22 protein-coding genes are annotated in these 26320 nt (G+C 71.2%); 14 read left to right on the top strand and 8 right to left on the bottom strand.

All coding sequences use genetic code 11. From position 1 onward, the window contains the following. Positions 1 to 56 precede the first annotated feature (56 nt). On the top strand, positions 57 to 821 hold the full coding sequence (locus tag ACH4G3_RS28115) for a hypothetical protein (RefSeq protein WP_397627115.1): 765 nt from the start codon (positions 57 to 59) through the stop codon (positions 819 to 821). A gap of 790 nt (positions 822 to 1611) precedes the next feature. Here ACH4G3_RS28115 and cobT read toward each other — a convergent pair. After that, positions 1612 to 2730, bottom strand: a complete 1119-nt coding sequence (gene cobT / locus ACH4G3_RS28110; RefSeq protein WP_397627114.1) for a nicotinate-nucleotide--dimethylbenzimidazole phosphoribosyltransferase — start codon at positions 2728 to 2730, stop codon at positions 1612 to 1614. Between the two features lie 170 nt (positions 2731 to 2900). Here cobT and ACH4G3_RS28105 point away from each other — a divergent pair, with 170 nt between their 5' ends. Continuing rightward, positions 2901 to 3947: a class I SAM-dependent methyltransferase gene (locus tag ACH4G3_RS28105; RefSeq protein WP_397627113.1), complete on the top strand. Its 1047-nt coding sequence runs from the start codon at positions 2901 to 2903 to the stop codon at positions 3945 to 3947. Between the two features lie 33 nt (positions 3948 to 3980). Here the strand turns inward: ACH4G3_RS28105 and ACH4G3_RS28100 are convergent, their stop codons facing one another. Next, a complete protein-coding gene (locus ACH4G3_RS28100; RefSeq protein ID WP_397627112.1) occupies positions 3981 to 5180 on the bottom strand; it encodes a bifunctional adenosylcobinamide kinase/adenosylcobinamide-phosphate guanylyltransferase in 1200 nt (399 codons plus the stop codon). Between the two features lie 224 nt (positions 5181 to 5404). Between ACH4G3_RS28100 and ACH4G3_RS28095 the strand changes: the two genes are divergently transcribed. After that, the gene (locus ACH4G3_RS28095) at positions 5405 to 5617 is read left to right on the top strand and encodes a hypothetical protein (protein WP_020275851.1); all 213 of its coding nucleotides are present in this window, start codon (positions 5405 to 5407) and stop codon (positions 5615 to 5617) included. A gap of 44 nt (positions 5618 to 5661) precedes the next feature. On the opposite strand, the gene ACH4G3_RS28090 is transcribed toward ACH4G3_RS28095, so the two are convergent. Further along, the gene (locus ACH4G3_RS28090) at positions 5662 to 6363 is read right to left on the bottom strand and encodes a class I SAM-dependent methyltransferase (RefSeq protein ID WP_020275852.1); all 702 of its coding nucleotides are present in this window, start codon (positions 6361 to 6363) and stop codon (positions 5662 to 5664) included. A gap of 83 nt (positions 6364 to 6446) precedes the next feature. Further along, the gene (locus tag ACH4G3_RS28085) at positions 6447 to 7046 is read right to left on the bottom strand and encodes a DUF3043 domain-containing protein (protein WP_020275853.1); all 600 of its coding nucleotides are present in this window, start codon (positions 7044 to 7046) and stop codon (positions 6447 to 6449) included. A gap of 336 nt (positions 7047 to 7382) precedes the next feature. Here ACH4G3_RS28085 and ACH4G3_RS28080 point away from each other — a divergent pair, with 336 nt between their 5' ends. The 6 genes from ACH4G3_RS28080 (at position 7383) to ACH4G3_RS28055 (ending at position 16117) form a co-directional block, all read left to right on the top strand. Beyond that, positions 7383 to 8168: a PspA/IM30 family protein gene (locus ACH4G3_RS28080; protein WP_397627111.1), complete on the top strand. Its 786-nt coding sequence runs from the start codon at positions 7383 to 7385 to the stop codon at positions 8166 to 8168. 23 nt (positions 8169 to 8191) lie between these two features. Then, on the top strand, positions 8192 to 8470 hold the full coding sequence (pspAA, locus tag ACH4G3_RS28075; protein ID WP_397627110.1) for a PspA-associated protein PspAA: 279 nt from the start codon (positions 8192 to 8194) through the stop codon (positions 8468 to 8470). A gap of 172 nt (positions 8471 to 8642) precedes the next feature. Further along, a complete protein-coding gene (locus ACH4G3_RS28070) occupies positions 8643 to 9860 on the top strand; it encodes a sensor histidine kinase (protein WP_397627109.1) in 1218 nt (405 codons plus the stop codon). Beyond that, complete coding sequence (locus ACH4G3_RS28065) at positions 9857 to 10540, top strand: response regulator (RefSeq protein WP_397627108.1); 684 nt, start codon at positions 9857 to 9859, stop codon at positions 10538 to 10540. Before ACH4G3_RS28070 ends, ACH4G3_RS28065 begins: the two co-directional genes overlap by 4 nt. A gap of 160 nt (positions 10541 to 10700) precedes the next feature. Beyond that, a complete protein-coding gene (locus tag ACH4G3_RS28060) occupies positions 10701 to 13817 on the top strand; it encodes an efflux RND transporter permease subunit (protein ID WP_397627107.1) in 3117 nt (1038 codons plus the stop codon). A 125-nt stretch (positions 13818 to 13942) separates the two neighbouring features. Continuing rightward, positions 13943 to 16117 carry a protein kinase domain-containing protein gene (locus tag ACH4G3_RS28055; protein WP_397627106.1) on the top strand — a complete coding sequence of 725 codons (2175 nt, stop codon included), beginning with the start codon at positions 13943 to 13945 and terminating at the stop codon, positions 16115 to 16117. A gap of 18 nt (positions 16118 to 16135) precedes the next feature. Here the strand turns inward: ACH4G3_RS28055 and nadA are convergent, their stop codons facing one another. Then, positions 16136 to 17320 (bottom strand): quinolinate synthase NadA, encoded by a 1185-nt coding sequence (gene nadA, locus ACH4G3_RS28050; RefSeq protein ID WP_397627105.1) that lies wholly within the window; start codon positions 17318 to 17320, stop codon positions 16136 to 16138. Positions 17321 to 17601: 281 nt separating this feature from the next. On the opposite strand from nadA, the gene ACH4G3_RS28045 reads away from it, so the two are divergent. Continuing rightward, entirely contained in the window at positions 17602 to 17958 is a 357-nt protein-coding gene (locus ACH4G3_RS28045) for a HesB/IscA family protein (RefSeq protein WP_010037217.1), read from the top strand. Positions 17959 to 18080: 122 nt separating this feature from the next. Here ACH4G3_RS28045 and ACH4G3_RS28040 read toward each other — a convergent pair whose 3' ends face one another. Together ACH4G3_RS28040 and ACH4G3_RS28035 are read right to left on the bottom strand one after the other, a co-directional pair. Beyond that, a complete protein-coding gene (locus ACH4G3_RS28040; protein ID WP_397627104.1) occupies positions 18081 to 19931 on the bottom strand; it encodes a hypothetical protein in 1851 nt (616 codons plus the stop codon). A 146-nt stretch (positions 19932 to 20077) separates the two neighbouring features. Continuing rightward, on the bottom strand, positions 20078 to 20287 hold the full coding sequence (locus tag ACH4G3_RS28035; protein WP_397627103.1) for a hypothetical protein: 210 nt from the start codon (positions 20285 to 20287) through the stop codon (positions 20078 to 20080). Positions 20288 to 20419: 132 nt separating this feature from the next. Between ACH4G3_RS28035 and ACH4G3_RS28030 the strand changes: the two genes are divergently transcribed. Continuing rightward, a complete protein-coding gene (locus tag ACH4G3_RS28030) occupies positions 20420 to 21394 on the top strand; it encodes a carbohydrate kinase family protein (protein ID WP_397627102.1) in 975 nt (324 codons plus the stop codon). A gap of 64 nt (positions 21395 to 21458) precedes the next feature. On the opposite strand, the gene ACH4G3_RS28025 is transcribed toward ACH4G3_RS28030, so the two are convergent. Continuing rightward, positions 21459 to 22838 carry a cysteine desulfurase/sulfurtransferase TusA family protein gene (locus tag ACH4G3_RS28025; RefSeq protein ID WP_397627101.1) on the bottom strand — a complete coding sequence of 460 codons (1380 nt, stop codon included), beginning with the start codon at positions 22836 to 22838 and terminating at the stop codon, positions 21459 to 21461. Positions 22839 to 23125: 287 nt separating this feature from the next. Here ACH4G3_RS28025 and ctaC point away from each other — a divergent pair, with 287 nt between their 5' ends. From ctaC to ACH4G3_RS28010, 3 genes are read left to right on the top strand one after another with little or no spacing between them, the layout of a single operon-like run. After that, complete coding sequence (gene ctaC, locus ACH4G3_RS28020) at positions 23126 to 24091, top strand: aa3-type cytochrome oxidase subunit II (protein WP_037672256.1); 966 nt, start codon at positions 23126 to 23128, stop codon at positions 24089 to 24091. Continuing rightward, positions 24088 to 25824 carry an aa3-type cytochrome oxidase subunit I gene (ctaD, locus tag ACH4G3_RS28015; protein WP_102514879.1) on the top strand — a complete coding sequence of 579 codons (1737 nt, stop codon included), beginning with the start codon at positions 24088 to 24090 and terminating at the stop codon, positions 25822 to 25824. Before ctaC ends, ctaD begins: the two co-directional genes overlap by 4 nt. Beyond that, positions 25821 to 26219: a cytochrome c oxidase subunit 4 gene (locus ACH4G3_RS28010; protein ID WP_356929770.1), complete on the top strand. Its 399-nt coding sequence runs from the start codon at positions 25821 to 25823 to the stop codon at positions 26217 to 26219. Before ctaD ends, ACH4G3_RS28010 begins: the two co-directional genes overlap by 4 nt. Positions 26220 to 26320: the final 101 nt, after the last annotated feature.

Raw genomic sequence — 26320 nt, 5'->3', positions numbered from 1 at the left:
GCAGGCTACCCGCCGGTCAGAAGAGCGGATGCGGTGGCCGAGGATAAAGTTCACATATGGGATGGCTGGAGCGGAACATCATCGAACCAGGCAAGCTGCCGCTGCTTCTCGCCCTCGTCTCCTTCGTGCTGACCTTCCTGATCACCCGGGGGATCACCCGCCTCATCCGCGCGGGCAAGGGCCCCTTCCGCAACGTCAGCGGCAGTGGCGGCCTCCACATCCACCACGTGGTCCCCGGCGTCATCCTGACGATCATCGGCGGCTTCGGCGCGGTCGCCGGCGGCCAGCACGGCTTCGGCTCGGCGCTGAGCGCGGTGATCTTCGGCATCGGCGCGGGCCTCGTCCTCGACGAGTTCGCCCTGGTGCTGCACCTGGCCGACGTCTACTGGACCGAGGCCGGCCGCAAGAGCGTCGAGATGGTCGTCCTCACCGCCTCCCTCGTCGGACTGCTCCTGATCGGCTTCTCCCCCCTGGGCGTCAACGACCTCTCGGACGACCAGGAGCAGAACCGCGCCACCGTGATCGTGAACATCGTCGTGAACTTCGTCTTCGCTCTCATCGCCCTGTTCAAGGGCAAGACCCGCCTCGCGGTCTTCGGCGTGATCGTCCCCGTCATCGCCCTGATCGGCGCCGTACGGCTGGCCCGCCCCGGCTCCTACTGGGCCAAGCGCTTCTACCGGCGCCGCCCCCGCGCCCGCGCCAAGTCCGGCCTGCGGGCCTACCACCACGACCGCCGCTGGCTGGGCCCCCGGCGCGCCTTCCAGGACTGGATCGGCGGCGCGCCCGACCAGCAGCCGACCAGGTCCCTCGAACACCACTGACGCGCCTCCGGCGCACCGCGCCGGCCGCGCACACCACCAGTACGGCCACGATCGCCGCCAGGTGCTCCTTGCCCGCCAGGTTCTCCTTCACGGCGACCTCGGCCACCATCGCCACGACCACCGCCCCGGCCGTGACGTACGCGCGGTAGCGCCATCCCAGGTAGACGGCGAGTCCCACCACCGCCGCCGACGGCCCGGTGTCGACGACCTGGGCGTCCGAGGCGGGCAGACCCAGCGGGGAGTGCGGGCCCAGCCAGATGCCCAGGCGGGCGTAGAGCGTGCCCGCGAGCGTCGCCAGGTACGCGATGAGCAGCGTCCGCCGCCAGCCCAGGCAGAGCTCCGCGATGCCGAACACCAGCAGGAGCTGCGCCAGCGCGCCCCACACCGGCAGGTCCAGCGCGGGCACGAACAGCGACAGCGGCGTCCGCAGGAGTGCGAGCCACAGCGGCTCCTCGGCCCGAACCGCCCCGATGTCCTGCACGAACCGGTAGCCCCAGGACTGGTTGTGCACCATGTGCAGCGCGGCCGTGAGGCACACGGCCGCGACCGCCATCGGCACGGCCCGCAGGCGTCGCTCCCGCAGCGGCCCGCGCACGGCCGCGTACAGGGGCCCCCATTCGGCGCGGGCCCAGCGGGCGAGCGTGGTCATCGGGTCGTCCTCGTCCGGATGTCGGTACCTCAGCGGGTGTGCGCGGTGTCTGTGGCTCAGTCAAACCGACACCACACGCGAAGACCGACCGGAACGGGACGAAGTTGAGCCAGGTGTGCGTGACCAGGATCTCCCGGAACGCTACTGCTCGGTGGGAACCTCCGATGCCTCCGACGCGTCGGGTGCCTCCGCGGTCTCCGGCTCCTCGGACTCCTTCGGCTTCTCGGGCAGCTCCGCCGCCAGCGCGGCCGCGGCCTGCACCAGGGGGAGCGCGAGGAGGCCGCCCGCGCCCTCGCCGACGGTCACGCCGTGCGTCAGCAGTGGCTCCAGGGCCATCCGGTCCAGCGCCTTGGCCTGCCCGGGCTCGCCGCTGTCGTGCGCGGCCAGCCACCAGTCCGGCGCCCGGAACGCGATCCGCTGTCCGACCAGCGCGCACGCGGCCGTCACGACCCCGTCGAGCACCACCGGGAGTTTCCGCACCGCGCTCTGCAGCAGGAAGCCCGTCATCGCGGCGAGGTCGGCCCCGCCCACCGCCGCCAGCAGCTGCAGCTGGTCCCCGAGCACCGGCCGGGCCCGGCGCAGGGCGTCGCGGATCGCCGCGCACTTGCGCATCCACGCCAGGTCGTCGATCGGCAGCCCGCCGCGGCCGGTGACGACCGACGCGTCGACCCCGCACAGCGCCGCGACCAGCACGCCCGCCGCCGTGGTCCCGCCGACGCTCAAATCGCCGAGCACCACCAGATCCGTACCGGAGTCGGCCTCCTCGTCGGCCACCGCGACCCCGGCCCGGAACGCCGCCTCGGCCTCCTGAAGGGTCAGCGCGTCCTCGACGTCGATGCGCCCGCTGCCACGCCGCACCCGGTGCCGCACGACGTCCTCGGGCAGGGACTCGGGGTCGCAGTCCAGGGCCATGTCGACGATCCGCACCGGGACGCCCAGGCGCCGCGCCAGCACCGACACGGGCCGGCCACCCTCCAGCACCTCACGCACCAACTCCCCGGCGCCGCCCGCCGGCCGGGCCGAGACGCCCAGCTCGGCGACGCCGTGGTCACCGGCGAAGAGCACCACCCGCGGCCGTTCGATCGGCCGCACCGGCACGGCGGACTGCGCCGCCGCCAGCCACTCACCCAGGTCGTCGAGGCGGCCCAGCGACCCGGGCGGCACGATCTGCCGCTCCCGGCGCGCCTCGGCGTCACGGCGTACCCCGCCGTCCGGACGCTCGATCAGATCGGTGAAGTCGTCGAGATTAAGCGAGCTCATTCGCCGAACAGTACCGGCACCGGTCGAACAGCACGGCGCCACATCGCGACTCCGCGGCGGCGACGTCGTTGCACCCGGGATCCCCATCCCATACGTTCCGGTTTGCAGTGGATTGTCGTACGCGGTGGGTCGGACGTCCCTGCCGTACGCCTCGCGCCCGGGAGCCGCCCATGCCAGCACATCCCGCCCCCTCCGCACTCCCCGCCCCCCAGGCGACCACCCGGGTCCACGAGCCGCGCCGCGCGGACTGCCCCTGGTGCGGCTCCGCCCGGCTGCGGAACCGGCTGCGCACCGGCGACCTGCGGCGATACAACCCGGGCAGCTTCACCGTCGACGCCTGCCGGGACTGCGGTCACACCTTCCAGAACCCCCGCCTCACCTTCGAGGGCCTCGCGCTCTACCACCGGATGGTGCACGGAGCGCCCCGGGACGCCGCGGCCGACACCCTCCTCGCGCTGCGCGGCAGCCGGCTCCGCCACCGCTCGGCCGCCCGCGCGATGCTGCGGTTCGGTGAGCCGGAGAGCTGGCTGGACGTGGGCACGGGCCAGGCCCGCTTCCCCGTGACGGCCCAGGAGTTCTTCCCCTACACCTCGTTCGACGGCCTGGACCACACCCCGCGCGTGGTCCGCGCCCGCTCGGCCGAACGCGTCGAGGAGGCCCATGTGGGCCGGCTGACGGACCCCCGGATCTCGGCGCCCCTGCGCGCCCGCTACGACGTGGTCAGCATGCTCCACCACCTGGAGGGCACCCCCGACCCCCGCGCGGAACTCCACGCCGCCCTCGAAGTCCTGCGCCCCGGTGGCCACCTGCTCATCGAGACCCTGAACCCGCGCAGCCTGTACGCCGCGCTACTGGGCCGCTGGTGGCTCGCCTACGACCAGCCCCGCCATCTGCACCTGCTCCCCCCGCGCAACCTCCGCGCGGAACTCGAGGCGGCCGGCTGCACGATCGCCCTCCTGGACCACCGCCCCGTCCACATCCCCCACGACCTCTCCGGCGCCACGGCCCTGGCCCTCTCCCACATGCTCCCCGTCCCCGACACCCCCTGGCGAGCGGTTCCCCCGCCCCTGGCCCGCCAGCACCTCCGCGAGGCCCTGCTCCGAGCGGGCATCCCTCTCGTGGCCCTGGCAGCGGTGGCGGACCACCTCCTCGCCCCACTGGCCCGCCGCACGCGCTTCGCGAACACGTACCGCCTGATCGCCCGCAAACCGACCTAGCTGAGTGAGCTGCGGGCATTCGCTGCGAACCGTTCACCCCCGCAGCACCACAGCCTGCCCCGCCACCACCAACAGCACGTGCTCACACTCGTCGGCGAACCCCGCGTTCAACCGCCCGAGTTCATCCCGATACCGCCGCCCCGACGCGGTCGACGGCACGATTCCCGACCCCACCTCGTTCGACACGGCGACAACAGTCCGCCCAGTCGACCGCACCGCCTCCGTCAACTCCCGCACCCGCTCCCGCAACGCCTTCTCCCCCCGCTCCGCCCACACCGCGTCGTCCCAAGCCCCCACCGCATCCATCGCATCCGTCAGCCACAACGACAGACAGTCGATGAGCAACGGCGGCCCCTCCGCCTCCAGCAACGGCACCAGATCGCACGTCTCGACCGTCTGCCACGACCCCGGCCGCCGCTCCCGGTGCGCGGCCACCCGCGCCGACCACTCGGTGTCCCCGTTGCGCGACCCGCCCGTCGCCACGTACAGCACGTCCGGAAAGGCCTCCAGCCTCCGCTCGGCCTCGACCGACTTGCCCGACCGTGCTCCGCCCAGCACCAGTGTCCGCCGAGGCACGTCCGGCACGTCCTCGTACACCCCCACCGCCAGCGCCGTCCCGTCCGGCACGGCCCGCGCCCCGGCCGCCGCGAGCCGCCGCCCCAGCTCCGGCCCGGGCGGCACGTCGTGGTCCAGATGGACGGCGACCACATCGGTCGTCGGCCCCACCGCGCCCACCGCCCGCAGCTTCGCCAGCGCGTCCGGCCGGCCCACGACATCCACGAGCACCATGTCGTACGACTCGGCCGGCGCCTCGAGCCCCGCCGGCGCCCCGCCCGGCGGCAGGTACAGCAGCCGCTGCCCCTCCGGCCCGGTCACCGCGTAGCCCGTCCCCGGCGCGTCCATCGCCACCGCCCGCACCCGGTGCCCCGTCAGCACCGTCAACTCCCGCCCGTCCGGCACCCGTCCGGGTTGCGGCAGCCCGGCCGGCACCTCGACGGCCGGACCGTGGTGCGGATGCGACAGCAGCACCTGCCGTACGCCGGTCAGGGAACGGCCCGCCCGTGCCGCCGCGAAGGCGGCCCCGGGCGTCAGGTCGAGCAGCAGCGCCCCGTCCACGAGCAGCGCGGTGGCCGCCCGCGCGTCGGGGCCGAGGGCAGCCGCACAGGCCGCGCAGGGACAGTCGGGGCGGGGGAGCCCCGCGGGGGCGCCGGTGCCGAGCAGAGTCAGTTCCACGCCCCGATTCTCACCCGCCGCAATGGGTCATGCGTGATGGAGACGCGCCTAAGGGGGCGCGGGGAACTGCGCGACCAGCCCACGACGACCCGCACACGCTCAACCACCCCCACTCCCGGACCACCTATCCCGCCCCACCCAGCGGAGCGCATAGGCTCTGGACAGGAGCCGGACCAAGATCCGGCTTCCGCTGTGCAGTGTGCTCACACACATGGGAGGCGTACATGGCGGCATGGACGTGGCGGTTCGAGAAGACCGACGGGACGGAGGTCCAGCCCGCGGTGCCGCCGGAGGAGTTCCCCACCCAGGGGGACGCCGAGTCCTGGATCGGGGAGCACTGGAAGGCCCTGCTGGAAGGCGGTGCCGACCAGGTGCGGCTGTTCGAGGACGCCACGGAGATCTACGGGCCGATGAGCCTGCACGCGGCCGAGGCGTGAGCCCGGGGCGGGGGCCGACGGCCCTCGCCCCTCCTCCGGGTGCGTCAGCCGCGCACGCCGCACAGGTGCAGCAGTGCCGCCACCCCGCGGTACGGATCCGTCCGCCCGGCCTTCTCCTCCACCGCGAGCAGCGTCTCCACGTCGGCCGGGGCCTCGGCGCCGTCCGCCGCCGTGTCCGTGAACACGCGCACCCCGTACCAGGCGTGCAGCGGTGCCCCGATCCCGGCGAGTGTCGACGTCAGGTCCTTCAGCCGGTCGGCCCGTACGTCGAGCCCCAGCCGGTTGCGATAGGAGACCGTGTCGAACGCGGCCAGCGCTCCCGCCCAGTCGCCGGACAGCCCCGGCCGGATCGCGAGCGCGTCCCCGTTGCGCACGAGCAGGGACAGCAGCCCGCCGGGCGCGAGCATCCGGGCCAGGCCCGCCAGCAGCGGGTCGGGCTCCTCCACGTACATCAGGACGCCGTGGCACAGCACCACGTCGAAACTCCCCGGCAGGAAGTGCACGCCGGTGTCCCGGCCGTCGCCCTCGATGATCCGCATCCGCTCCCGGATGCCCTCCGGCTCCCCGGCGAGGGACTCCCGGGCCACGGCGACCATCTTCGCGTCCTGCTCCAGACCGGTCACCTGGTGCCCGGCCCGGGCCAGCCGCAGCGCCTGCGTGCCCTGGCCCATCCCCACGTCGAGCACCCGCAGCCGCTGCCCGACCGGGAACCGTCCCACTATCTGCTCGTCCAGCTGCCGGGCCACCAGCTCCTGCCGGACGACATCGCGCAGCCCGCCCAGCTTGTCCAGCCAGGCATCCGCCGCACCCCCGGAGAACGCCGTCGCGGTCAGGGCCGTTCTCCGCGCTTGACCTGCGGCTTCGGCAGCCGGAGCCGGCGCATCTGGAGAGAGCGCATCAGGGCGTAGGCGACCGCGCCGCGCCGGTTCTCACCCGCGAAGCGCTCGTTCAGCTGCTTCTTCAGGCGGAACGCCGTGACGAACGAGTCGAGCACGATCAGCACGATCACCACGAGCCACAGCAGCAGCGCGATGTTCTGGAGGGCGGCCACCCGCACCATGCTCAGCACGAGGATGACCACGGCCATCGGCAGGAAGAACTCCGCGATGTTGAACCGCGAGTCGACGAAGTCGCGCGCGAACCGGCGGACCGGTCCCTTGTCACGCGCGGGCAGGTACCGCTCGTCGCCGCTCGCCAGCGCCTGGCGCTGCCGCTCCAGCGCGCTGCGGCGCTCCTCGCGCTGCCGCTTGGCAGCCTCCTTCCGCGTCATCGACGTGTTGGCGACGCTGCGGCGCTGGGACTGGGCCTCACTGCGCTTGGGCGTGGGCCTGCCCTTCGGGGCCTGCGGGTCGCGGGGCTGCTTGGAGAAGTTCACCGGCGCCTTGTCGGCTGCCTGGGCCTTCTCATCCTTCGCACGGCTACGGAACACAAAACCCAAGGGTAAGGGCTTCCCGGGCATGGACCCCAGTCCCGTGGGGAACGATCCGGCAACACCAGTCGTCTGTAAGGGGACAGAGGGGACGTTGTGCACGCACCCGGTCGTTCCCGGGAGGTACGGCTCCGGTTACCGGAGGTATGCCCGGTGACCCCGGGGATCACCTACTCCCTACGCCGGAGCGGGAGCGTGCTCAGTCGTCCTTGGGGATGAGCGCATCCGTCCCCGAACAGTGCGGTAATGGATGCAGGGCCCGTACTGTGGGTTCTGTCGCAGGTGCTGCAGCCGGAGTCGGTCAGAAGGGGGCGCGCGAAGCCCATGAGCGGTGTCATGAAGCGTATGGGGATGATCTTCCGCGCGAAGGCGAACAAGGCCCTTGACCGGGCCGAGGACCCGCGCGAGACCCTCGATTACTCGTACCAGAAGCAGCTGGAGCTGCTCCAGAAGGTCCGCCGCGGCGTCGCCGACGTCGCGACCTCGCGCAAGCGACTGGAACTCCAGCTGAACCAGTTGCAGTCCCAGTCCACCAAGCTGGAGGACCAGGGCCGCAAGGCGCTCGCGCTGGGCCGTGAGGACCTGGCCCGCGAAGCGCTGTCCCGCCGTGCCGCCCTCCAGCAGCAGGTGACCGACCTGGAGACCCAGCACGCGACGCTCCAGGGCGAGGAGGAGAAGCTCACCCTCGCGGCCCAGCGGCTCCAGGCCAAGGTCGACGCCTTCCGTACGAAGAAGGAGACGATCAAGGCGACGTACACGGCGGCCCAGGCGCAGACCCGGATCGGCGAGGCCTTCTCCGGCATCTCCGAGGAGATGGGCGACGTCGGCCTGGCGATCCAGCGCGCCGAGGACAAGACGGCCCAGCTCCAGGCCCGCGCCGGCGCGATCGACGAGCTGCTCGCCTCCGGTGCCCTCGACGACCAGTCCGGCATGCACAAGGACGACATCCAAGCCGAGCTGGACCGGCTCTCCGGTGGTACGGATGTAGAGCTGGAACTGCAGCGGATGAAGGCCGAGCTGGCCGGAGGTTCGAGCAGTGGGCAGCAGGCCCTCGAAGGTGGCACGAGCCAGCAGCAGGCCCAGCAGCAGCCGCAGGACACCCCGCGCTTCGACAAGCAGTAGGGGCCCACGCCTAGGAGGGCGACATGATCGTACGGATCATGGGGGAGGGCCAGGTGAGGCTGGCCGACGGCCACCTCACCGAACTGAACAAGCTGGACGACGAACTCCTGGCGGAAATGGAGAACGGCGACGGCCCCGGCTTCCGCCGCACCCTCCAGGCCCTGCTGACCAGGGTCCGAGACCTGGGCGAACCCCTCCCGGACGACTCCCTGGAACCCTCAGAACTGATCCTCCCGTCCCCGGACGCGACCCTGGAGGAGGTCCGGGAGCTGCTCAACGACGACGGCTTGATTCCGGGCTGACCCAGCTGCGGGCAGTCGTGCCGCTGGGGCGGCACGGGTGGGCGCAGCGGCATCCCGCACCGCCGGGCTGCGGACCACCCGGCCCCAGCTCCGACGCCGAGCACCTCACAACCGGCCTTCCGACCCCGGCCCCCATACCCCCGCACACCCACCCCGGCTACCGTGAACCCCCGTGAGCACCCTCCAGCGGGTCAAAAGCCAGGCCAAAGCACATCCCCTGGCCATGGACGCGGTCCTGGCCGCAGCCGTCCTGGTCTGCATGGTCGCCGGCTCGTTCGTGGAGCCCCGGCATCGTGACAGCGTCAGCTGGGCCCTACGCACCCCCGCCCCCCTCAGCCTCGTCCTCATGGCCCTCGGCGCCGCCGCCCTGGTCTTCCGCCGCCGAGCCCCCATGACGGTCCTCTGCCTCACCGGCACGGTCTCCGTCGTCGAGTCCGTCACCGGCGACCCCCGCGCCCCCGTCGCCATGTCCGCGGTCATCGCCCTGTACACCGTCGCCTCCACCACCGACCGCCCCACCACCTGGCGCGTCGGCCTGCTCACCATGACCGTGCTGACCGGCTCCGCCATGGCCGCCGGCAGCCTCCCCTGGTACGCCCAGGAGAACCTCGCGATCTTCGCCTGGACCGGCATCGGCGCCACCGCCGGCGACGCCGTCCGCAGCCGCCGCGCCTTCGTCCAGGCCATCCGCGAACGCGCCGAACGCGCCGAACGCACCCGCGAGGAGGAGGCCCGCCGCCGGGTCGCCGAGGAGCGTCTGCGCATCGCCCGCGACCTGCACGACGTCGTCGCCCACCACATCGCCCTGGTCAACGTCCAGGCCGGCGTCGCGGCCCACGTCATGGACAAGCGCCCCGACCAGGCCAAGGAGGCCCTCGCCCACGTCCGGGAGGCCAGCCGCTCGGCGCTCAACGAGCTGCGCGCCACCGTCGGACTGCTGAGACAGTCCGGCGACCCGGAGGCCCCCACCGAACCCGCCCCCGGCCTCGACCGCCTCGACGAACTCACCGGCACCTTCCGCCACGCCGGCCTGCACATCGAGGTCGCCCGCGCCGACCAGGGCACCACCCTCCCCGCAGCCGTCGACCTGGCCGCCTACCGGATCATCCAGGAGGCCCTCACCAACGTGCAGAAACACGCCGGGCCGCAGGCCAAGGCCGAGGTCAGCGTCGTACGGGTCGGACCGAACATCGAGATCACCGTCCTCGACGACGGCAGCGGCGAGGACGAGGACCCGGGCAGCGGCGGCGGGCACGGGCTGCTCGGCATGCGCGAACGCGTCACCGCCCTGCGCGGCACCCTCACCACCGGTCCCCGCTACGGCGGCGGATTCCGTGTCCATGCGATCCTGCCGGTCAAGAACCGCACACCCGGGGAGGACCCCGCATGACGATCCGTGTCCTGCTCGCCGACGACCAGGCGCTGCTGCGCAGCGCCTTCCGCGTACTCGTCGACTCCGAGCCCGACATGGAGGTGGTGGGCGAGGCCTCCGACGGTCTGGAGGCGGTGCGGCTGACGAAGGAGCAGCGCGCCGACGTCGTCCTCATGGACATCCGGATGCCCGGCACCGACGGCCTCGCGGCGACCCGCATGATCAGTGCGGACCCCGACCTCGCCGACGTCCGCGTGGTCATCCTGACGACGTTCGAGGTCGACGACTACGTCGTGCAGTCACTGCGCGCCGGCGCCTCCGGCTTCCTGGGCAAGGGCTCCGAACCCGATGAGCTGCTGAACGCCATCCGGATCGCGGCCGGCGGCCAGGCCCTGCTGTCCCCGGCGGCCACCACCGGCCTGATCTCCCGCTTCCTCGCCCAGCAGGACCCGGCCGACGACGACCGCGACCCGGCCCGCGGCGAACGGCTCGACTCGCTCACCGGCCGGGAGCGCGAGGTGCTGGTCCAGGTCGCGGGCGGCCACTCCAACGACGAGATCGCCGAGCGGCTGGAAGTCAGCCCGCTGACGGTGAAGACGCACGTCAACCGGGCCATGGCCAAGCTGGGCGCCCGGGACCGGGCCCAGCTGGTGGTCATCGCGTACGAATCCGGCCTGGTCCGTCCAAGGGTGGAGTGAGTTCCGGCCGGGCGTACTGCGGCGGGAGTATGCGCCGGATAAGGAAATGGACCTGGGGCCTACGAATCGGCCCTCTCCCATGGCTCAGGGTGTAAGGGCGGGCGCTCATCTGTGCGCCCGCTGCCGCTTCTGCCGCTAAACAGAAGAGAGACCCTGACCCATGTCCTGGCTGTCGAGATTCAGCCTCGCGCAACGGGCCCTGATAGGGCTGATGTCGATCATCGCGCTCGTCTTCGGGGCGATCGCGATACCCCAGCTCAAGCAGCAACTGCTGCCCACCATCGAACTGCCCATGGTGTCCGTGCTGGCGCCGTACCAGGGCGCGTCCCCGGACGTGGTCGAGAAGCAGGTCGTCGAACCGATCGAGGACAGCCTCGAAGCCGTCGACGGCATCAGCGGCGTGACCTCCACCGCCACCGAGGGCAACGCCCTGATCATGGCGTCCTTCGACTACGGCAACGGCACCGAGCAGCTCGTCGCCGACGTGCAGCAGGCCGTCAACCGGGCCCGCGTGCAGCTCCCGGACGAAGTGGACCCGCAGGTCGTCGCCGGTTCCACGGACGACATCCCGACCGTCGTCCTCGCCGTCACCTCCGGCCGGGACCAGCAGGCCCTGGCCGACCAGCTCGACAAGACCGTCGTGCCGGACCTGAAGAGCATCGACGGCGTCGGCCAGGTCACCGTCGACGGCGTGCGGGACGTCCAGGTCTCCGTCACGCCCGACGAAGCGAAGCTCGCGAAGGCGGGGCTCACCTCGCAGTCCCTCGCCCAAGCCCTCCAGGCGGGCGGCGCGACCGTTCCGGCCGGCTCCTTCGACGAGGGCGGCGCCAACCGCACGGTCCAGGTCGGCGGCGGCTTCACCTCGCTGAAGCAGATCCAGGACCTGATGGTCACGGGCGAGCCCGGCAAGGGCAAGCCGGTGCGCCTCGCCGACGTCGCCACGGTGAAGCAGCAGGAGGCCCCGGCCGACTCCATCACCCGCACCGACGGCAAGCCCAGCCTCTCCGTCGCCGTCACCATGGACCGCGACGGCAGCGCGGTCGCGATCTCCGACGCCGTCCAGGACAAGCTCCCCGACCTCCGCAAGGACCTCGGCTCCGGCGCGACCCTCACGGTCGTCAGCGACCAGGGCCCGGCCGTGTCGAAGTCCATCAAGGGCCTCACCACCGAGGGCGCGCTCGGTCTGCTCTTCGCCGTCCTGGTGATCCTGGTCTTCCTGGCCTCGATCCGCTCCACCCTCGTGACGGCGGTGTCCATCCCGCTGTCCGTGGTCCTCGCCCTGATCGTGCTGTGGACCCGCGACCTGTCGCTGAACGTCCTGACGCTGGGCGCGCTGACCATCGCCATCGGCCGGGTCGTCGACGACTCGATCGTGGTTCTGGAGAACATCAAGCGCCACCTCGGCTACGGCGAGGAGCGCCACTCGGCCATCCTCAACGCCGTGCGCGAGGTCGCGGGCGCGGTGACGTCCTCGACGCTCACCACGGTCGCGGTGTTCCTGCCGATCGGCCTGGTCGGCGGCATGGTGGGCGAGCTGTTCGGCTCGTTCAGCCTCACCGTCACGGCCGCGCTGCTGGCGTCCTTGCTCGTCTCCCTGACGGTCGTGCCGGTGCTGTCGTACTGGTTCCTGCGGCCCCCGAAGGGCACTCCGGAAGACGCGGACGAGGCCCGCCGGCTCGCCGAGGAGAAGGAGGCCAGGAGCCGCCTGCAGCGCATCTACGTTCCGGTCCTGCGCTTCGCGACCCGCCGCCGCCTCACCAGCGTGGCCATCGCGATCGTCGTCCTGGTCGGCACGTTCGGCATGGCTCCGCTGCTGAAGACGAACTTCTTCGACCAGGGCGAGGTCGAGGTCCTCACCGTCAAGCAGGAGCTGAAGCCCGGCACCAGCCTGGCGGCGACCGACGCCCAGGCGAAGAAGGTCGAGCAGCTCCTCGCCGGCACCAAGGGCGTGAAGGACTACCAGGTCACGGTCGGCTCGTCCGGCTTCATGGCCGCCTTCGGCGGCGGTACGGACACCAACCAGGCCTCGTACCAGGTGATGCTGGACGACTCCGCGTCGTACGAGGACGTCCAGGACCGCATCGAGAAGGGTCTGGCCGGGCTGAAGGGCATCGGCACGACCACCATCTCCGCCGGTGACGGCTTCGGCGCCCAGGACCTCAGCGTGGTCGTGAAGGCCGCCGACGCCGACGTCCTGCGCACGGCGTCCGAGGAGGTCCGCAAGACGGTCGCCTCCCTCGACGACGTCACGGACGTCACCAGCGACCTGGCGACCAGCGTGCCCCGGATCTCCGTGAAGGCGGGCGACAAGGCGGCCGCGGCCGGCTTCAACGACCAGACCCTGGGCGCCGCCGTCGCCCAGGCCGTCCGCGGCACCACGGCCGCCAAGGCGGTCCTGGACGACACCGAGCGCGACGTCGTCATCCGCTCGGCCGAGCCCGCGACGACTCTGAAGCAGCTCCGGGACCTGCGCCTCGGCCCGGTGAAGCTCGGTGACATCGCGACGGTGAAGCTGGTCGACGGCCCGGTGTCGATGACCCGTATCGACGGCCAGCGCGCTGCCACCATCACCGCGAAGCCGACCGGCGACAACACGGGCGCCGTGAGCACCAAGCTCCAGTCGAAGATCAACGCGCTGAAGCTCCCGGACGGCGCCACGGCGTCGATCGGCGGAGTCTCCGAGGACCAGGACGAGGCGTTCGCCAACCTGGGCCTGGCCATGCTGGCGGCCATCGCGATCGTCTTCATGCTGCTGGTCGGCACCTTCCGGTCCCTGGTCCAGCCGCTGATCCTGCTCGTCTCCATCCCGTTCGCGGCCACCGGCGCGATCGGCCTGCTGGTGGCCACCGGCACGCCGATGGGCGTCCCCGCGATGATCGGCATGCTGATGCTGATCGGCATCGTGGTGACGAACGCGATCGTGCTGATCGACCTGATCAACCAGTACCGCAAGCAGGGCTACGGCGTCGTCGAGGCCGTGATCGAGGGCGGCCGGCACCGTCTGCGCCCGATCCTCATGACGGCCCTGGCGACGATCTTCGCCCTGCTGCCGATGGCCCTCGGCATCACCGGCGAGGGCGGCTTCATCGCCCAGCCGCTGGCCGTGGTCGTGATCGGCGGCCTGGTGACGTCGACCCTGCTGACGCTGCTGCTGGTGCCCACGCTGTACGCGATGTTCGAACTCCGCAAGGAGCGCCGGGCGAAGAAGCGGGCGGCGAAGAAGGGCCTTCCGGCCCAGCGCACGGACGCGGCGGAGCCGGAGCACGCGGGCGTGTGACGGCCTGACCCGGCGGGGGGGGGGGGGGGGCCCCCCCCCCCCCCGGGGGGGGCCCCCCCCCGCCGCCATGTGCCCTTACGTATCCTGTGGGCTCGAACGGCTTTACGGGGGAAGGTGATTCGGGCGTGCCGCTGCACAGCGACGACCCGAAGTCGGTCGGCGGCTACAGGCTGCTCGACCGGCTCGGGGCCGGGGGCATGGGCGTCGTCTACCGGGGCAGGGCGCGTTCGGGCCGTGACGTGGCCATCAAGGTGGTGCATGCCCAGTACGCCGCGGACCCCGTCTTCCGCACCCGGTTCCGGCAGGAGATCGCGGCCGTCCGCAAGGTCAGCGGAGCCTTCACCGCCCCGGTCCTGGACGCGGACCCCGAGGCGGCGCTGCCCTGGATGGCGACCCAGTATGTGCCCGGGCCCTCGCTCGCCCGGCGGATCCGGGACCGGGGCGCCCTGCCGGACGCCGAAGTGCGCGGGCTGGCCCTGGGCCTGGTCGAGGCACTGCGCGACATCCACCGGGCCGGTGTGGTGCACCGGGACCTGAAACCGGCCAACGTCCTGCTCGCCGAGGACGGGCCCCGTGTCATCGACTTCGGCATCTCCCGCGCGGCGGAGAACCACCAGACGCTCACCGAGACCGGCCAGCTGATCGGCACTCCGCCCTTCATGTCGCCCGAACAGCTCGTCGACGCCCGTGCGGTCGGCCCGGCGTCGGACGTCTTCTCGCTGGGGTCCCTGCTGGTGTATGCCGTGACCGGCCGCGGCCCCTTCGACGCGGACAGTCCGTACCTGACGGCCTACCGGGTGGTTCACGACGTACCCGTGCTGGAGGGGGTCGGGCAGCCACTGCGCGAACTGCTGGAGCGCTGCCTGAGCAAGGACGCCGCGGACCGGCCCGGACTCGACGAGCTGGCCCGGGAGTTCGCGACCGCCCTGCCCGGACCGGAGGCGGACGACGCGTCCACCGTGCTGCTGCGGGCGGACCGGCCCGGACCCCGTCCCGGCCCGACGGACACCTCGGCCCCGGCCCGCCGCGGACGTCCCTGGGCACTGCCGGCCGCGATCGGCACGGTCGCGACGCTGGTGCTCGGACTGACGGCCTACTCGCTGATCGGCCCGGGACAGGCGGGCAGCGGAAGCCCGGAGGCCTGGCGGCCCTGGCAGACCACCGTGTACGAGTCGGCCGCGCGTGGCGCGAAGCAGGCCCTGGACGGCGCCGACGGCGACGACACCGGTCCCGTCTGCCGGGTCTCCGAGGACGCGGTCTACTGCGGCGGCGACCGGGTTCTTCCCGTACGTCTGGACGGGCGGACCGGCAGGACCGTCTGGCGGGCCGATGTCGCACCCTCCGGAACCGGTGAGGGGGCGTACTCCTCCACCGTCCTCGGTGTCCGCGACGACACCGTGCTGGTGCGGCAGGTGTCCTCGCGGGGCTCCCTCGGCGACGATCTGACCAGTGTCGTCGCGCTCGACGCCACGACGGGCGAACGCCTGTGGTCCCGTGCGGTCCGTGACACGCACGCCGCCCCGGTCATGGTCGGCGGCCTGGTGGTGCTGCCGGACGGCGGCAGCGGCCGTACCCTGACCGCGCGTTCTCCGCGCACCGGCACCGAACGCTGGACGGCCCCGCTGCCCGAGGATCACTCCTGCGGACTCACCCCGGCCGGCGGGAGCCTGTATCTGGAATGCTTCTCGGAGTCCCAGGGGGACCGTCAGGACTCCGTCATCGTCGCGCTCGACCCGGCCGACGGATCGACGCGGCGGCTCACGGCACCGGCGGACGACACCGAGCTGCTCGGAGCCTACGACGGGCAACTGGTCTTTCTGAGGGAGAGTTCGGCGAAGGCGCCGGGCGGTGAGACGGCGTACGACGAGATCGTGCTGATGGACGCCACGGGCTCCCTCACCCTGACGAGGCCGGCCGAGAGGCTCCACGGGGACGCGACCCTGGCGGGCGGCACCCTGTGGTTCACCTCGTCGGGCGGCGAGGTGACCGCCGTGTCGCCCGCGTCCGGCAGCGCGCTGTGGCAGACCCGCAGCAACGTGCGGCAGCCGGGTCCGGCCGCCTACGACGCACGGACGCGCACTGTCTACGTGGCGGGTGCCGACGGCCGCATGGCGGCCCTCGACGCGCGCAAGGGCACGCCGCTGTGGCAGACGCCGCCGCGCGCCGAACGGGAGCCGTCCGCCGCCGAGAGCGGCCCCGAGGTGCTGGTCGGCGGGCGCACCCTGGTCGTGGCCACGCCGGGCGGCGGCGTCTTCAGTGTCGACCCCGCCGACCCCGGGCGGACAGCCGTCCCGGGGTGACGGCGAGGGGGCCGACGGCTACGGCAGCGCCAGCATCCGCTCCAGGGCCAGCTTCGCGAACGCCTCGGTCTCCTTGTCCACCTCGATGCGGTTGACGAGGTTGCCCTCGGCCAGCGACTCCAGGGCCCAGACCAGGTGGGGGAGGTCGATGCGGTTCATGGTCGAGCAGAAGCAGACCGTCTTGTCGAGGAAGACGATCTCCTTGCCCTCCGGCGCGAAACGGTTCGCCAGACGGCGGACCAGGTTCAGCTCCGTGCCGATGGCCCACTTGGAGCCGGCCGGCGCGGCCTCCAGGGCCTTGATGATGTACTCCGTCGAGCCCACGTAGTCCGCCGCGGCCACGACCTCGTGCTTGCACTCGGGGTGGACCAGGACGTTCACGCCCGGGATGCGCTCGCGCACGTCGTTCACCGAGTCCAGGCTGAAGCGGCCGTGCACCGAGCAGTGGCCGCGCCACAGGATCATCTTCGCGGCGCGCAGCTCGTCGGCCGTCAGCCCGCCGTTGGGCTTGTGCGGGTTGTAGACGACACAGTCGTCCAGGGACATGCCCATGTCCCGCACCGCCGTGTTCCGGCCAAGGTGCTGGTCCGGCAGGAAGAGCACCTTCTCACCCTGCTCGAAGGCCCAGTCCAGGGCCCGCTTGGCGTTGGAGGAGGTGCAGATCGTGCCGCCGTGCTTGCCCGTGAACGCCTTGATGTCCGCGGACGAGTTCATGTACGAGACGGGCACGACCTGCTCGGCTATCCCGGCCTCGGTCAGCACGTCCCAGCACTCGGCGACCTGCTCGGCCGTCGCCATGTCGGCCATCGAGCAGCCGGCGGCGAGGTCGGGCAGGACGACCTTCTGGTCGTCGGACGTCAGGATGTCCGCGGACTCCGCCATGAAGTGCACACCGCAGAACACGATGTACTCGGCCTCCGGACGCGCGGCCGCGTCCCGGGCCAGCTTGAAGGAGTCCCCCGTGACGTCGGCGAACTGGATGACCTCGTCGCGCTGGTAGTGGTGGCCGAGCACGAAGACCTTGTCTCCGAGCTTCTCCTTCGCCCTGCGGGCGCGCTCCACCAGGTCCGGGTCGGACGGCGAGGGCAGGTCGCCTGGACACTCCACGCCGCGCTCGCTCTTCGGGTCGGCCTCACGGCCGAGGAGCAGCAGGGCGAGGGGCGTCGGCTGTACGTCGAGCTCCTGGGTTTGGGCGGTGGTCACGACACGCACCCTTTCTGTTCCGCGACTTTTCGTCGATTTGACGCTATTTATCATAACCGCTTCACGTCACTTTGACGATGGCCATAGCGTCTGTGTGACGTGAATCCCGGTGAGCCGCCGTTCATTCCCGGGAAGGCCCGGAAAGAGCCGTTTTCCGGTTCCGGGCGCGTGTGCGAGCATGAAGAGGAGCCGAGATCGAGCGTCCGGCCCGGAATGAATCCGCGGCCCCGCCGGTTGCAACCGTCGGCAAGCAGTCTCCGTACAACCCGGGAGAGATGTAGATGTCCGTATCGGACGAGACCAGCACCGTCACCGACGGCATCATCCTGACCGACGCCGCCGCGTCCAAGGTCAAGGCGCTGCTCGACCAGGAAGGCCGCGACGACCTCGCGCTGCGCGTCGCCGTCCAGCCCGGCGGCTGCTCCGGCCTGCGCTACCAGCTCTTCTTCGACGAGCGTTCCCTCGACGGTGACGTGGAGAAGGACTTCGGCGGTGTGAAGGTCGTCACCGACCGCATGAGCGCCCCGTACCTGGGCGGTGCCACGATCGACTTCGTGGACACGATCGAGAAGCAGGGTTTCACGATCGACAACCCGAACGCGACGGGCTCCTGCGCCTGCGGCGACTCCTTCAGCTGAGCCTGCCGAGCCGCTCCTCGCGGCCGCGGACATGACGAAGGCGGCGGCCCCCTCCGACGGGGCCGCCGCCTTCGCGCTGCGCCGAGCCTGCGCGCTGTGCCGAGCCTGCGCGCTGTGCCGTACTACCGCTCCCGCGTCGGGGGAGCCGGCAGCCGCGCGCCCTCCTTGGCCAGCGGGACTCCCTTGCCGTCCGAGCCCACGACCGCACGGTCGCCGAGCGGCTCGTCCAGCTGCACGGTCTGCTGGAACTGCTTCGCGATCATGATGCAGATCGCGCCCGGCCACGAGGTCGAGGTCACCGTGACCTTCACCTCGTCCCCGCTCTCGCTCGCCTTCACGGCGTAGTCGGAGCACACCCCGCCCGTGAAGGTCACGGTCAGCTCCGAGCCCTCGGCCCGGTAGCCGTCCACCTTGACGTCACGCGACTCGGGAGCCGACGTCGGCTTGTCGCTCGGCCCGCTCGGCCCGCTCGGCCTGGGGGAGGCCAGGTACTTAGGGTCGATCGCCGGGTACGTCACCGTGAACGGTTCCTTCGCGCCCGGCGCCGTCACCTCGAACAGCCAGGACGGCACCAGCGCCTGCCGCCCGTCCACGAAGTGCGAGGCCAGCCCGAACACCGCGTCGCGCACCGTCACCGCGTCCTGCTCGGGCGCGCCGCTCGCCGACGACCCGCAGGGCTGCTCCAGCCGGTCCTTCAGCGGCACGGGACTCGCGCAGCCGCCGATGCCCATGCGGTGGTCGCCCGTCGGCCGCTTCTCCATCAGCTCCAGCGCCTTCGCCGCGCCGACCACGGGGTACGTGTCGCCCTTCACCGGCGTCTTCAGCTGGCCGCTGCCGCCGACGACCTCACCGTCCGAGCCGACCGTGACCCCGGTCGTCCAGCCGTGCGTCGGCAGTCCGCCGATTTCGGGAGCGGCGTTCACCACTCGCTGGGCGCCCATGACCTGACTCGCGTCGAGCTTCGCGTCGTCCTGACCCAACGCCTTCAGCACGGGAGCCGCGGCCTTCTCGGCCTCCGCCTCGCTCACCGGGCTGCCGTCGGACCGCGGAGCGGTGCAGGCGTCGGTGCCCTTGCAGGCGTCGGTGCCGGGGGCGTACCGGCTGAAGGTCCAGGCGCCCGGCGCCTGCCTGTTCACCTGCAGGCTCGGCCCCGAACCGTCCTGACCGGCCCCGACCTTCCAGGCCTCGCCGTGCGCCACCGGCGTCCCCTCGACCCCGAGGGCCTTCGCCAGCCGGGCCACGTCCTCCTCGGTGACCTGGCCCCGGGCCCGGTACACCGGGGCTTCGCCGGGACCGTCCGGAAGCGGGCCGTCGACCCGGTAGGTGGCGCCGTAGGGGTTCGGCTCACCGGGCGCGATGCCGTTGCCGCCGCCCGGGGCCGATTCCGAGTACCCGTCGAGCGCGAGCGGCGGGGGAGTGTCGTCACCACCGGGCGCGCCGGAGGTCGCACCGCCACCGGATCCGCCGGAGGCGTTGGCCGCGAGCCAGGCCCCGCCACCGCCGATCAGCAGCACGGCGGCGGCGACGGAGGCGATGATCGCGGGCGTCCGCGACCGCCCACTGCCCGGACGGACCAGGTGCTCTTCGTCGCGGGGCAGGTCGCCGCCGGGGGCGGCGCGCGTTTCCTCGTGGGCTTCCGGGGCAGGGCCTGCTTCCTCGGCGCCGGCGATGTCCGTAGTGGCGTCCCCGGCGTCCTCGGCGTCGGTTTCCCGGCCTTCGGGCGCGTCGGCCTTCCCGGCTGCGGTTTCCGACGTGCTGGTCTCCTCGGCCGCCGCGGTCGCGTCGTCCGTCGTCTCCGCCTCGGAAGCCCGCGCCTCATCCCCCGACGTCCCGGAAGTCTCGGTGGCCTCAGCGGCCTCAGTGGTCTCAGCGGCGTCCGCCGAACCCCGCTCCTCGACCTCCGGGGTGTCGGCGGATCCGGCGCCGCCCACATCCCTGGCGTCGTCGTCGTTGTCGGGTCGCTCGGTGTTCACCGCATCGCTCCTTCGGCTGCACAGCTGTCCCATGGGACCCGGCCCGGTCCGGCACGGGACGCTGTCGGGTCGTATCCCGCCTCCCCTTTACGGGGGACGGCGATGGGACGCAGCGGGGGAGCGCACGGTTCCCGTCGGCGCGCCGCTCAGTCGCCGTAGTCCGACATCGCGTCGAGCAGCCGAGCCGACGCCGGGGGTACGGTCACCCCGTGGATCAGGGCCGGGGAGACCGGCCGGGAGGCGTCCCGGTCGGGAACCGCCCAGTGGGGAGCCATCCGGGCCCCGTCGCCAGGCAGCGACGCCAGGTCGCCTTCGAGATCGACCGGAACGGGCACCTGGACCTTGAGGTTCGTCATATCCGCACCGTAGGCACGCCGGACCTCACGGAGAAAGATCTACTATCGGGTAGTTTCCATGCCTTCAGAGCGGCCCCGCCCACCCGATAGCGTGAAGCGTCAAGGTCCGCCTCCCTCAGGAGAGTCCACGCCGTGCGCATCGCAGTCACCGGCTCCATCGCCACCGACCACCTCATGACCTTCCCCGGCCGCTTCGCCGACCAGCTCGTAGCGGACCAACTGCACACGGTCTCGCTGTCGTTCCTGGTCGACAAGCTCGACGTCCGCCGCGGCGGCGTCGCCGCGAACATCGCGTTCGGCATGGGACAGCTCGGCACCCGCCCGATCCTGGTCGGCGCCGCGGGCGCGGACTTCGACGAGTACCGCGCCTGGCTCGACCGGCACGGCGTCGACACCGACTCCGTCCGCATCTCCGACACGCTGCACACCGCCCGCTTCGTGTGCACCACCGACGCCGACCACAACCAGATCGGTTCCTTCTACACCGGCGCCATGAGCGAGGCCCGCCTCATCGAGCTGAAGACCGTCGCCGACCGCGTCGGCGGGCTCGACCTGGTCTCCATCGGTGCGGACGACCCGGAGGCCATGCTCCGCCACACCGAGGAGTGCCGCTCCCGGAACATCCCGTTCGCCGCCGACTTCTCCCAGCAGATCGCCCGGATGGACGGTGAGGAGATCCGCATCCTGCTGGACGGGGCGACGTACCTCTTCTCCAACGAGTACGAGAAGGGCCTCATCGAGAGCAAGACCGGCTGGACCGACGCGGAGATCCTGTCCAGGGTGGGCCACCGGGTGACCACCCTCGGCGCGCAGGGCGTGCGCATCGAGCGGTCCGGCGACGACCCGATCGAGGTCGGCACCCCGGACGAGGAGCGCAAGGCCGACCCGACCGGCGTCGGCGACGCCTTCCGCGCCGGGTTCCTCTCGGGCCTCGCGTGGGGTGTCTCCCTGGAGCGCGCCGCGCAGGTCGGCTGCATGCTGGCGACTCTGGTCATCGAGACGGTGGGGACGCAGGAGTACCAGTTGCGCCGCGGGCATTTCATGGAGCGGTTCACCAAGGCGTACGGGGATGAAGCGGCTGCGGAGGTTCAGGCGCACCTGGCCTGACCGTTGCCGTCTGCGGGTGCGTGGGGGCTGGTCGCGCAGTTCCCCGCGCCCCTGAAGAGGGCGTTCAGCTCACCCGGCGGACCAGGTACGCCGTTCCCTTGTCCGCCGGCTCTTCACCGACGTACTCCTGGTTCCGCATCTCGCACCACGCCGGGATGTCCAGCCGGGCCGCCTCGTCGTCAGCGAGGACCCGTACCAGTCCGCCCACGGGCACATCGCCGATGACCTTCGCCAGCTCGATCACCGGGATCGGACAGCGCTTGCCCAGGGAGTCGACGACCAGGACGTCCTCCTCGCGGGCGACGTCGGTGGCGACCGGCGCCCCCAGCTTGTCCCGCACCGCCGCCACGGCTCCGGGAAGGACGGTCAGGAACCGCTCCACATCCTCCTCGGCGGCCCCCGCCGGCAGCGAAACCCGCACATTCCCCTCACTCAGCACGCCCATCGCCCGGAGCACATGGCTCGGCGTCAGCGTGCTGCTCGTGCAGGACGATCCGGACGAGACGGAGAAACCCTCCCGGTCCAGCTCGTGCAGCAGGGCCTCCCCGTCGACATAGAGACAGGAGAAGGTGACGACCCCGGGCAGCCTGCGCACGGGATCGCCGACCACCTCGACATCCGGCACCATCCGGGGCACCTGCACCCGGATCCGCTCCGTCAGCTCCCGCAGCCGCGGGGCCTCCTCGGCCGCCTCGGCCCGTACGGCCCGCAGCGACGCGGCCGCCGCCACGATCGCCGGGATGTTCTCGAAACCGGGCGCCCGCCCCGACTCCCGCTCGTCCACCGGCCCTTGCGGAGCGAATCTCACACCCTTGCGGACGACGAGCAGGCCGACCCCCGACGGCCCGCCCCACTTGTGGGCGCTGGCCGCGAGCAGCGACCAGTCACCCTCCACCGGTCCCCACCCCAGTGACTGCGCCGCGTCCACCAGCAGCGGCACGCCCGCCGCCCGGCACGCCTCGGCGACTTCGGCCACCGGCTGTTCGGTCCCCACCTCGTGATTGGCCGACTGCAGACAGGCCAGCGCCGTGTCCGCGCGCAGGGCATCGCCGTACGCCGACGGCTCCACCCGTCCGGAGCGGTCCACCGGGGCCTGTGTGACGGTCCCTCCGGCGGCCTCTAGGAGCTCCGCCGAATGCAGTACAGACGAATGTTCGACTGCTGACACGATCAGGTGGCGCCCGACCCGCCTCCGCCCGGCCAGCGCCCCGGCGATCCCCGTATGTACGGCACGCGTTCCGGACGACGTGAAGATCAGTTCGTCCGGCCGACAGCCCACCGCCTCGGCAGCGGCCTCCCGCGCCGCGTCCAGCAGCACCCGGGCGCGCCGTCCCTCCCTGTACAGGCGGGCGGGATCCGCCCACCCTTCGTCGAGCGAGGCCAGCAGGGCCTGCCGGGCAACAGGATGAAGCGGAGCAGCGGAAGCAGCGTCGAAGTAGGCCACACAGCAACGCTAGAACGTCCCCGGGGCAGGCGTACCTCAGGGGCGCGGGGCTGTGACATATGCGGCTCCGCCGCGGGGCGCGACCAACCACAAACAACCCGCAGCCGCCAATTCAGCGAACCCCCCGGGTGAGTAGGCACCCCTCCCCGAGAACCCCCGGAGGGCGTCGGCTAGGGTTTGGTCCGCATAAACATCCAAACCCCTGCCCGACGCAGGGCGGCGACCGACCAGCGAGAAGGCCAGGCCGCAGCCGATCCGCGCGGGCGAGACTCTCGGGAAGGCGCTACGTGAGTCCCAACGGCTCCGACCGCTCGCCGCGGCGCCCGATGCGGCGGAAGCTGCTGCAGGCACTGACCGCGGGCCTGGTCTTGGCGACAGCCACCGGTTGCTCGTACAACTGGGAAGACTTCCCCCGCCTTGGTATGCCCACCCCGACCACGGAAGAGGCTCCGCGGATCCTCTCCCTGTGGCAGGGGTCCTGGGCGGCTGCGCTCGCCGTTGGCGTGCTGGTGTGGGGTCTGATCCTGTGGAGTGCTTTCTTCCACCGGCGCAGCCGCACCAAGGTCGAGGTTCCTCCGCAGACCCGGTACAACATGCCCATCGAGGCGCTGTACACCGTGGTCCCGCTCATCATCGTCTCGGTGCTGTTCTACTTCACCGCCCGCGACGAGTCCGAGCTGCTCAGCCTCAAGAAGAAGCCCGACGTCACGGTCAACGTGGTCGGCTTCCAGTGGAGCTGGTGCTTCAACTACATCGAGCCGGTCGCCGGTTCCACGGGTGACGCCAAGAAGTCCCCGGAGCTGGACGCGATCCCCGACCGGTTCAAGGACGACTTCCCGGCGAACGCCGGCGGCGTCTACGACTGCGGTACCCCCGGTACGCGGAACCCGCAGACGAACAACCCGGGTCCGACGCTCTGGCTGCCCAAGGGCAAGACCGTCCGCTTCGTCCTCACCTCGCGTGACGTCATCCACTCCTTCTGGGTGGTGCCGTTCCTGATGAAGCAGGACGTCATCCCGGGCCACACCAACGCCTTCGAGGTGACCCCCAACAAGGAGGGCACCTTCCTGGGCAAGTGCGCCGAGCTCTGCGGCGTCGACCACTCTCGGATGCTGTTCAACGTGAAGGTCGTCTCCCCCGAGCGCTACGAGCAGCACCTCAAGGACCTCGTGGACAAGCAGCAGAACGGTTACGTTCCTGCCGGCATCGCGCAGACGAGCCACGAGAAGAACCGGGAGACGAACAACCTGTGAGCATCCTCAACGAACCCCAGGGTGCCGCGGCAGCAGGGTCCCACTACCAGGACGAGCTGCCGGTCAGGCGCCAGAACCGCGGCAGCGTCGTGGTCAAGTGGCTGACGACGACGGACCACAAGACGATCGGCACGCTGTACCTGGCCACGTCGTTCGCGTTCTTCGTCATCGGTGGCGTGATGGCGCTGTTCATGCGCGCCGAGCTCGCCCGGCCCGGTCTGCAGATCATGTCGAACGAGCAGTTCAACCAGGCGTTCACGATGCACGGCACGATCATGCTGCTGATGTTCGCGACGCCGCTGTTCGCCGGCTTCGCGAACTGGATCATGCCGCTGCAGATCGGCGCGCCGGACGTGGCGTTCCCCCGGCTGAACATGTTCGCCTACTGGCTGTACCTGTTCGGCTCGCTCATCGCCGTGGGCGGCTTCCTGACCCCGCAGGGCGCGGCCGACTTCGGCTGGTTCGCCTACAGCCCGCTCTCGGACGCGGTCCGCTCCCCGGGCATCGGCGCCGACATGTGGATCATGGGTCTGGCCTTCTCCGGCTTCGGCACCATCCTCGGCTCGGTCAACTTCATCACCACGATCATCTGCATGCGCGCCCCGGGCATGACCATGTTCCGCATGCCGATCTTCACCTGGAACGTGCTGCTGACCGGTGTGCTGGTCCTGCTGGCCTTCCCGGTCCTGGCCGCGGCCCTGTTCGCCCTGGAGGCGGACCGCAAGTTCGGTGCGCACGTCTTCGACTCCGCCAACGGCGGCGCGTTGCTGTGGCAACACCTCTTCTGGTTCTTCGGCCATCCAGAGGTGTACATCATCGCGCTGCCGTTCTTCGGCATCATCTCCGAGGTCATTCCGGTCTTCTCCCGCAAGCCGATGTTCGGTTACACGGGTCTGATCGGCGCGACCATCGCGATCGCGGGTCTGTCCGTGACGGTGTGGGCGCACCACATGTACGTCACCGGCGGTGTGCTGCTGCCGTTCTTCTCCTTCATGACCTTCCTGATCGCGGTCCCGACCGGTGTGAAGTTCTTCAACTGGATCGGCACCATGTGGAAGGGCTCGCTGTCCTTCGAGACACCGATGCTGTGGGCGACCGGCTTCCTGATCACCTTCACCTTCGGTGGTCTGACCGGTGTCATCCTGGCCTCGCCGCCGATGGACTTCCACGTCTCCGACTCCTACTTCGTGGTGGCCCACTTCCACTACGTCGTCTTCGGCACCGTGGTCTTCGCGATGTTCTCCGGCTTCCACTTCTGGTGGCCGAAGTGGACCGGCAAGATGCTGGACGAGCGCCTCGGCAAGATCACCTTCTGGACGCTGTTCATCGGCTTCCACGGCACGTTCCTCGTCCAGCACTGGCTGGGTGCCGAGGGCATGCCGCGCCGGTACGCGGACTACCTCGCGGCCGACGGCTTCACCGCGCTGAACACGATCTCGACGATCAGCTCGTTCCTGCTCGGCATGTCGATCCTGCCGTTCTTCTACAACGTGTGGAAGACGGCCAAGTACGGCAAGCCGGTCGGCGTCGATGACCCGTGGGGCTACGGCCGCTCCCTGGAGTGGGCGACCTCCTGCCCGCCGCCGCGGCACAACTTCATCACCATGCCGCGGATCCGCAGTGAATCCCCGGCGTTCGACCTGCACCACCCGGAGATCGCCGCCCTCGACCAGCTCGAGAACGTCGGTCACGGCGAGAAGGCCATCGCTGGTGGCAAGGAGGCCGGCAAGTGAAGATCCAGGGCAAGATGTTCATGTGGCTGAGCGTCTTCGTCCTCGCCATGGCGGTCGTCTATGGCGTGTGGTCGAAGGAGCCGGCCGGTACCACGGCCCTCTTCCTGGCCTTCGGCCTGTGCATCATGATCGGCTTCTACCTCGGCTTCACGGCCAAGCGGGTCGACGTCGGTGCGCAGGACAACAAGGAGGCGGACGTCGCGGACGACGCCGGCGAGGTCGGGTTCTTCAGCCCGCACAGCTGGCAGCCGCTCTCCCTGGCCATCGGTGGCGCCCTCGCCTTCCTGTCGATCGCGATCGGCTGGTGGCTGATGTACTTCTCGCTGCCGATCATCCTGATCGGCGTCTGGGGCTGGGTCTTCGAGTACTACCGCGGTGAGAACCGCACCCAGTAACACGAGCCGAGCGCTCCAGGGCCCGGACACTCCGCAAGGAGCGTCCGGGCCCCTGCTTTTGCCGCAATCCGTGTCACTCGTACGAGTCACCCGGCGTGCCA

Source organism: Streptomyces afghaniensis, from assembly GCF_044327915.1.
Classification (GTDB): domain Bacteria; phylum Actinomycetota; class Actinomycetes; order Streptomycetales; family Streptomycetaceae; genus Streptomyces; species Streptomyces afghaniensis.
Note: the sequence above shows the minus strand (reverse complement) of the source record. Positions and strands in the feature narration are given on the sequence as shown.

What these genes read in the sequence shown, in the direction of transcription:
- ACH4G3_RS28095 (WP_020275851.1), top strand. Translation starts at nt 5,405, where the DNA reads ATGGCGGCATGGACGTGGCGGTTCGAGAAGACCGACGGGACGGAGGTC.
- ACH4G3_RS28115 (WP_397627115.1), top strand. Translation starts at nt 57, where the DNA reads ATGGGATGGCTGGAGCGGAACATCATCGAACCAGGCAAGCTGCCGCTG.
- pspAA (WP_397627110.1), top strand. Translation starts at nt 8,192, where the DNA reads ATGATCGTACGGATCATGGGGGAGGGCCAGGTGAGGCTGGCCGACGGC.
- ACH4G3_RS28045 (WP_010037217.1), top strand. Translation starts at nt 17,602, where the DNA reads ATGTCCGTATCGGACGAGACCAGCACCGTCACCGACGGCATCATCCTG.
- ACH4G3_RS28065 (WP_397627108.1), top strand. Translation starts at nt 9,857, where the DNA reads ATGACGATCCGTGTCCTGCTCGCCGACGACCAGGCGCTGCTGCGCAGC.
- ACH4G3_RS28105 (WP_397627113.1), top strand. Translation starts at nt 2,901, where the DNA reads ATGCCAGCACATCCCGCCCCCTCCGCACTCCCCGCCCCCCAGGCGACC.
- ACH4G3_RS28080 (WP_397627111.1), top strand. Translation starts at nt 7,383, where the DNA reads ATGAAGCGTATGGGGATGATCTTCCGCGCGAAGGCGAACAAGGCCCTT.
- ACH4G3_RS28060 (WP_397627107.1), top strand. Translation starts at nt 10,701, where the DNA reads ATGTCCTGGCTGTCGAGATTCAGCCTCGCGCAACGGGCCCTGATAGGG.
- cobT (WP_397627114.1), bottom strand. Translation starts at nt 2,730, where the DNA reads ATGAGCTCGCTTAATCTCGACGACTTCACCGATCTGATCGAGCGTCCG.
- ACH4G3_RS28035 (WP_397627103.1), bottom strand. Translation starts at nt 20,287, where the DNA reads ATGACGAACCTCAAGGTCCAGGTGCCCGTTCCGGTCGATCTCGAAGGC.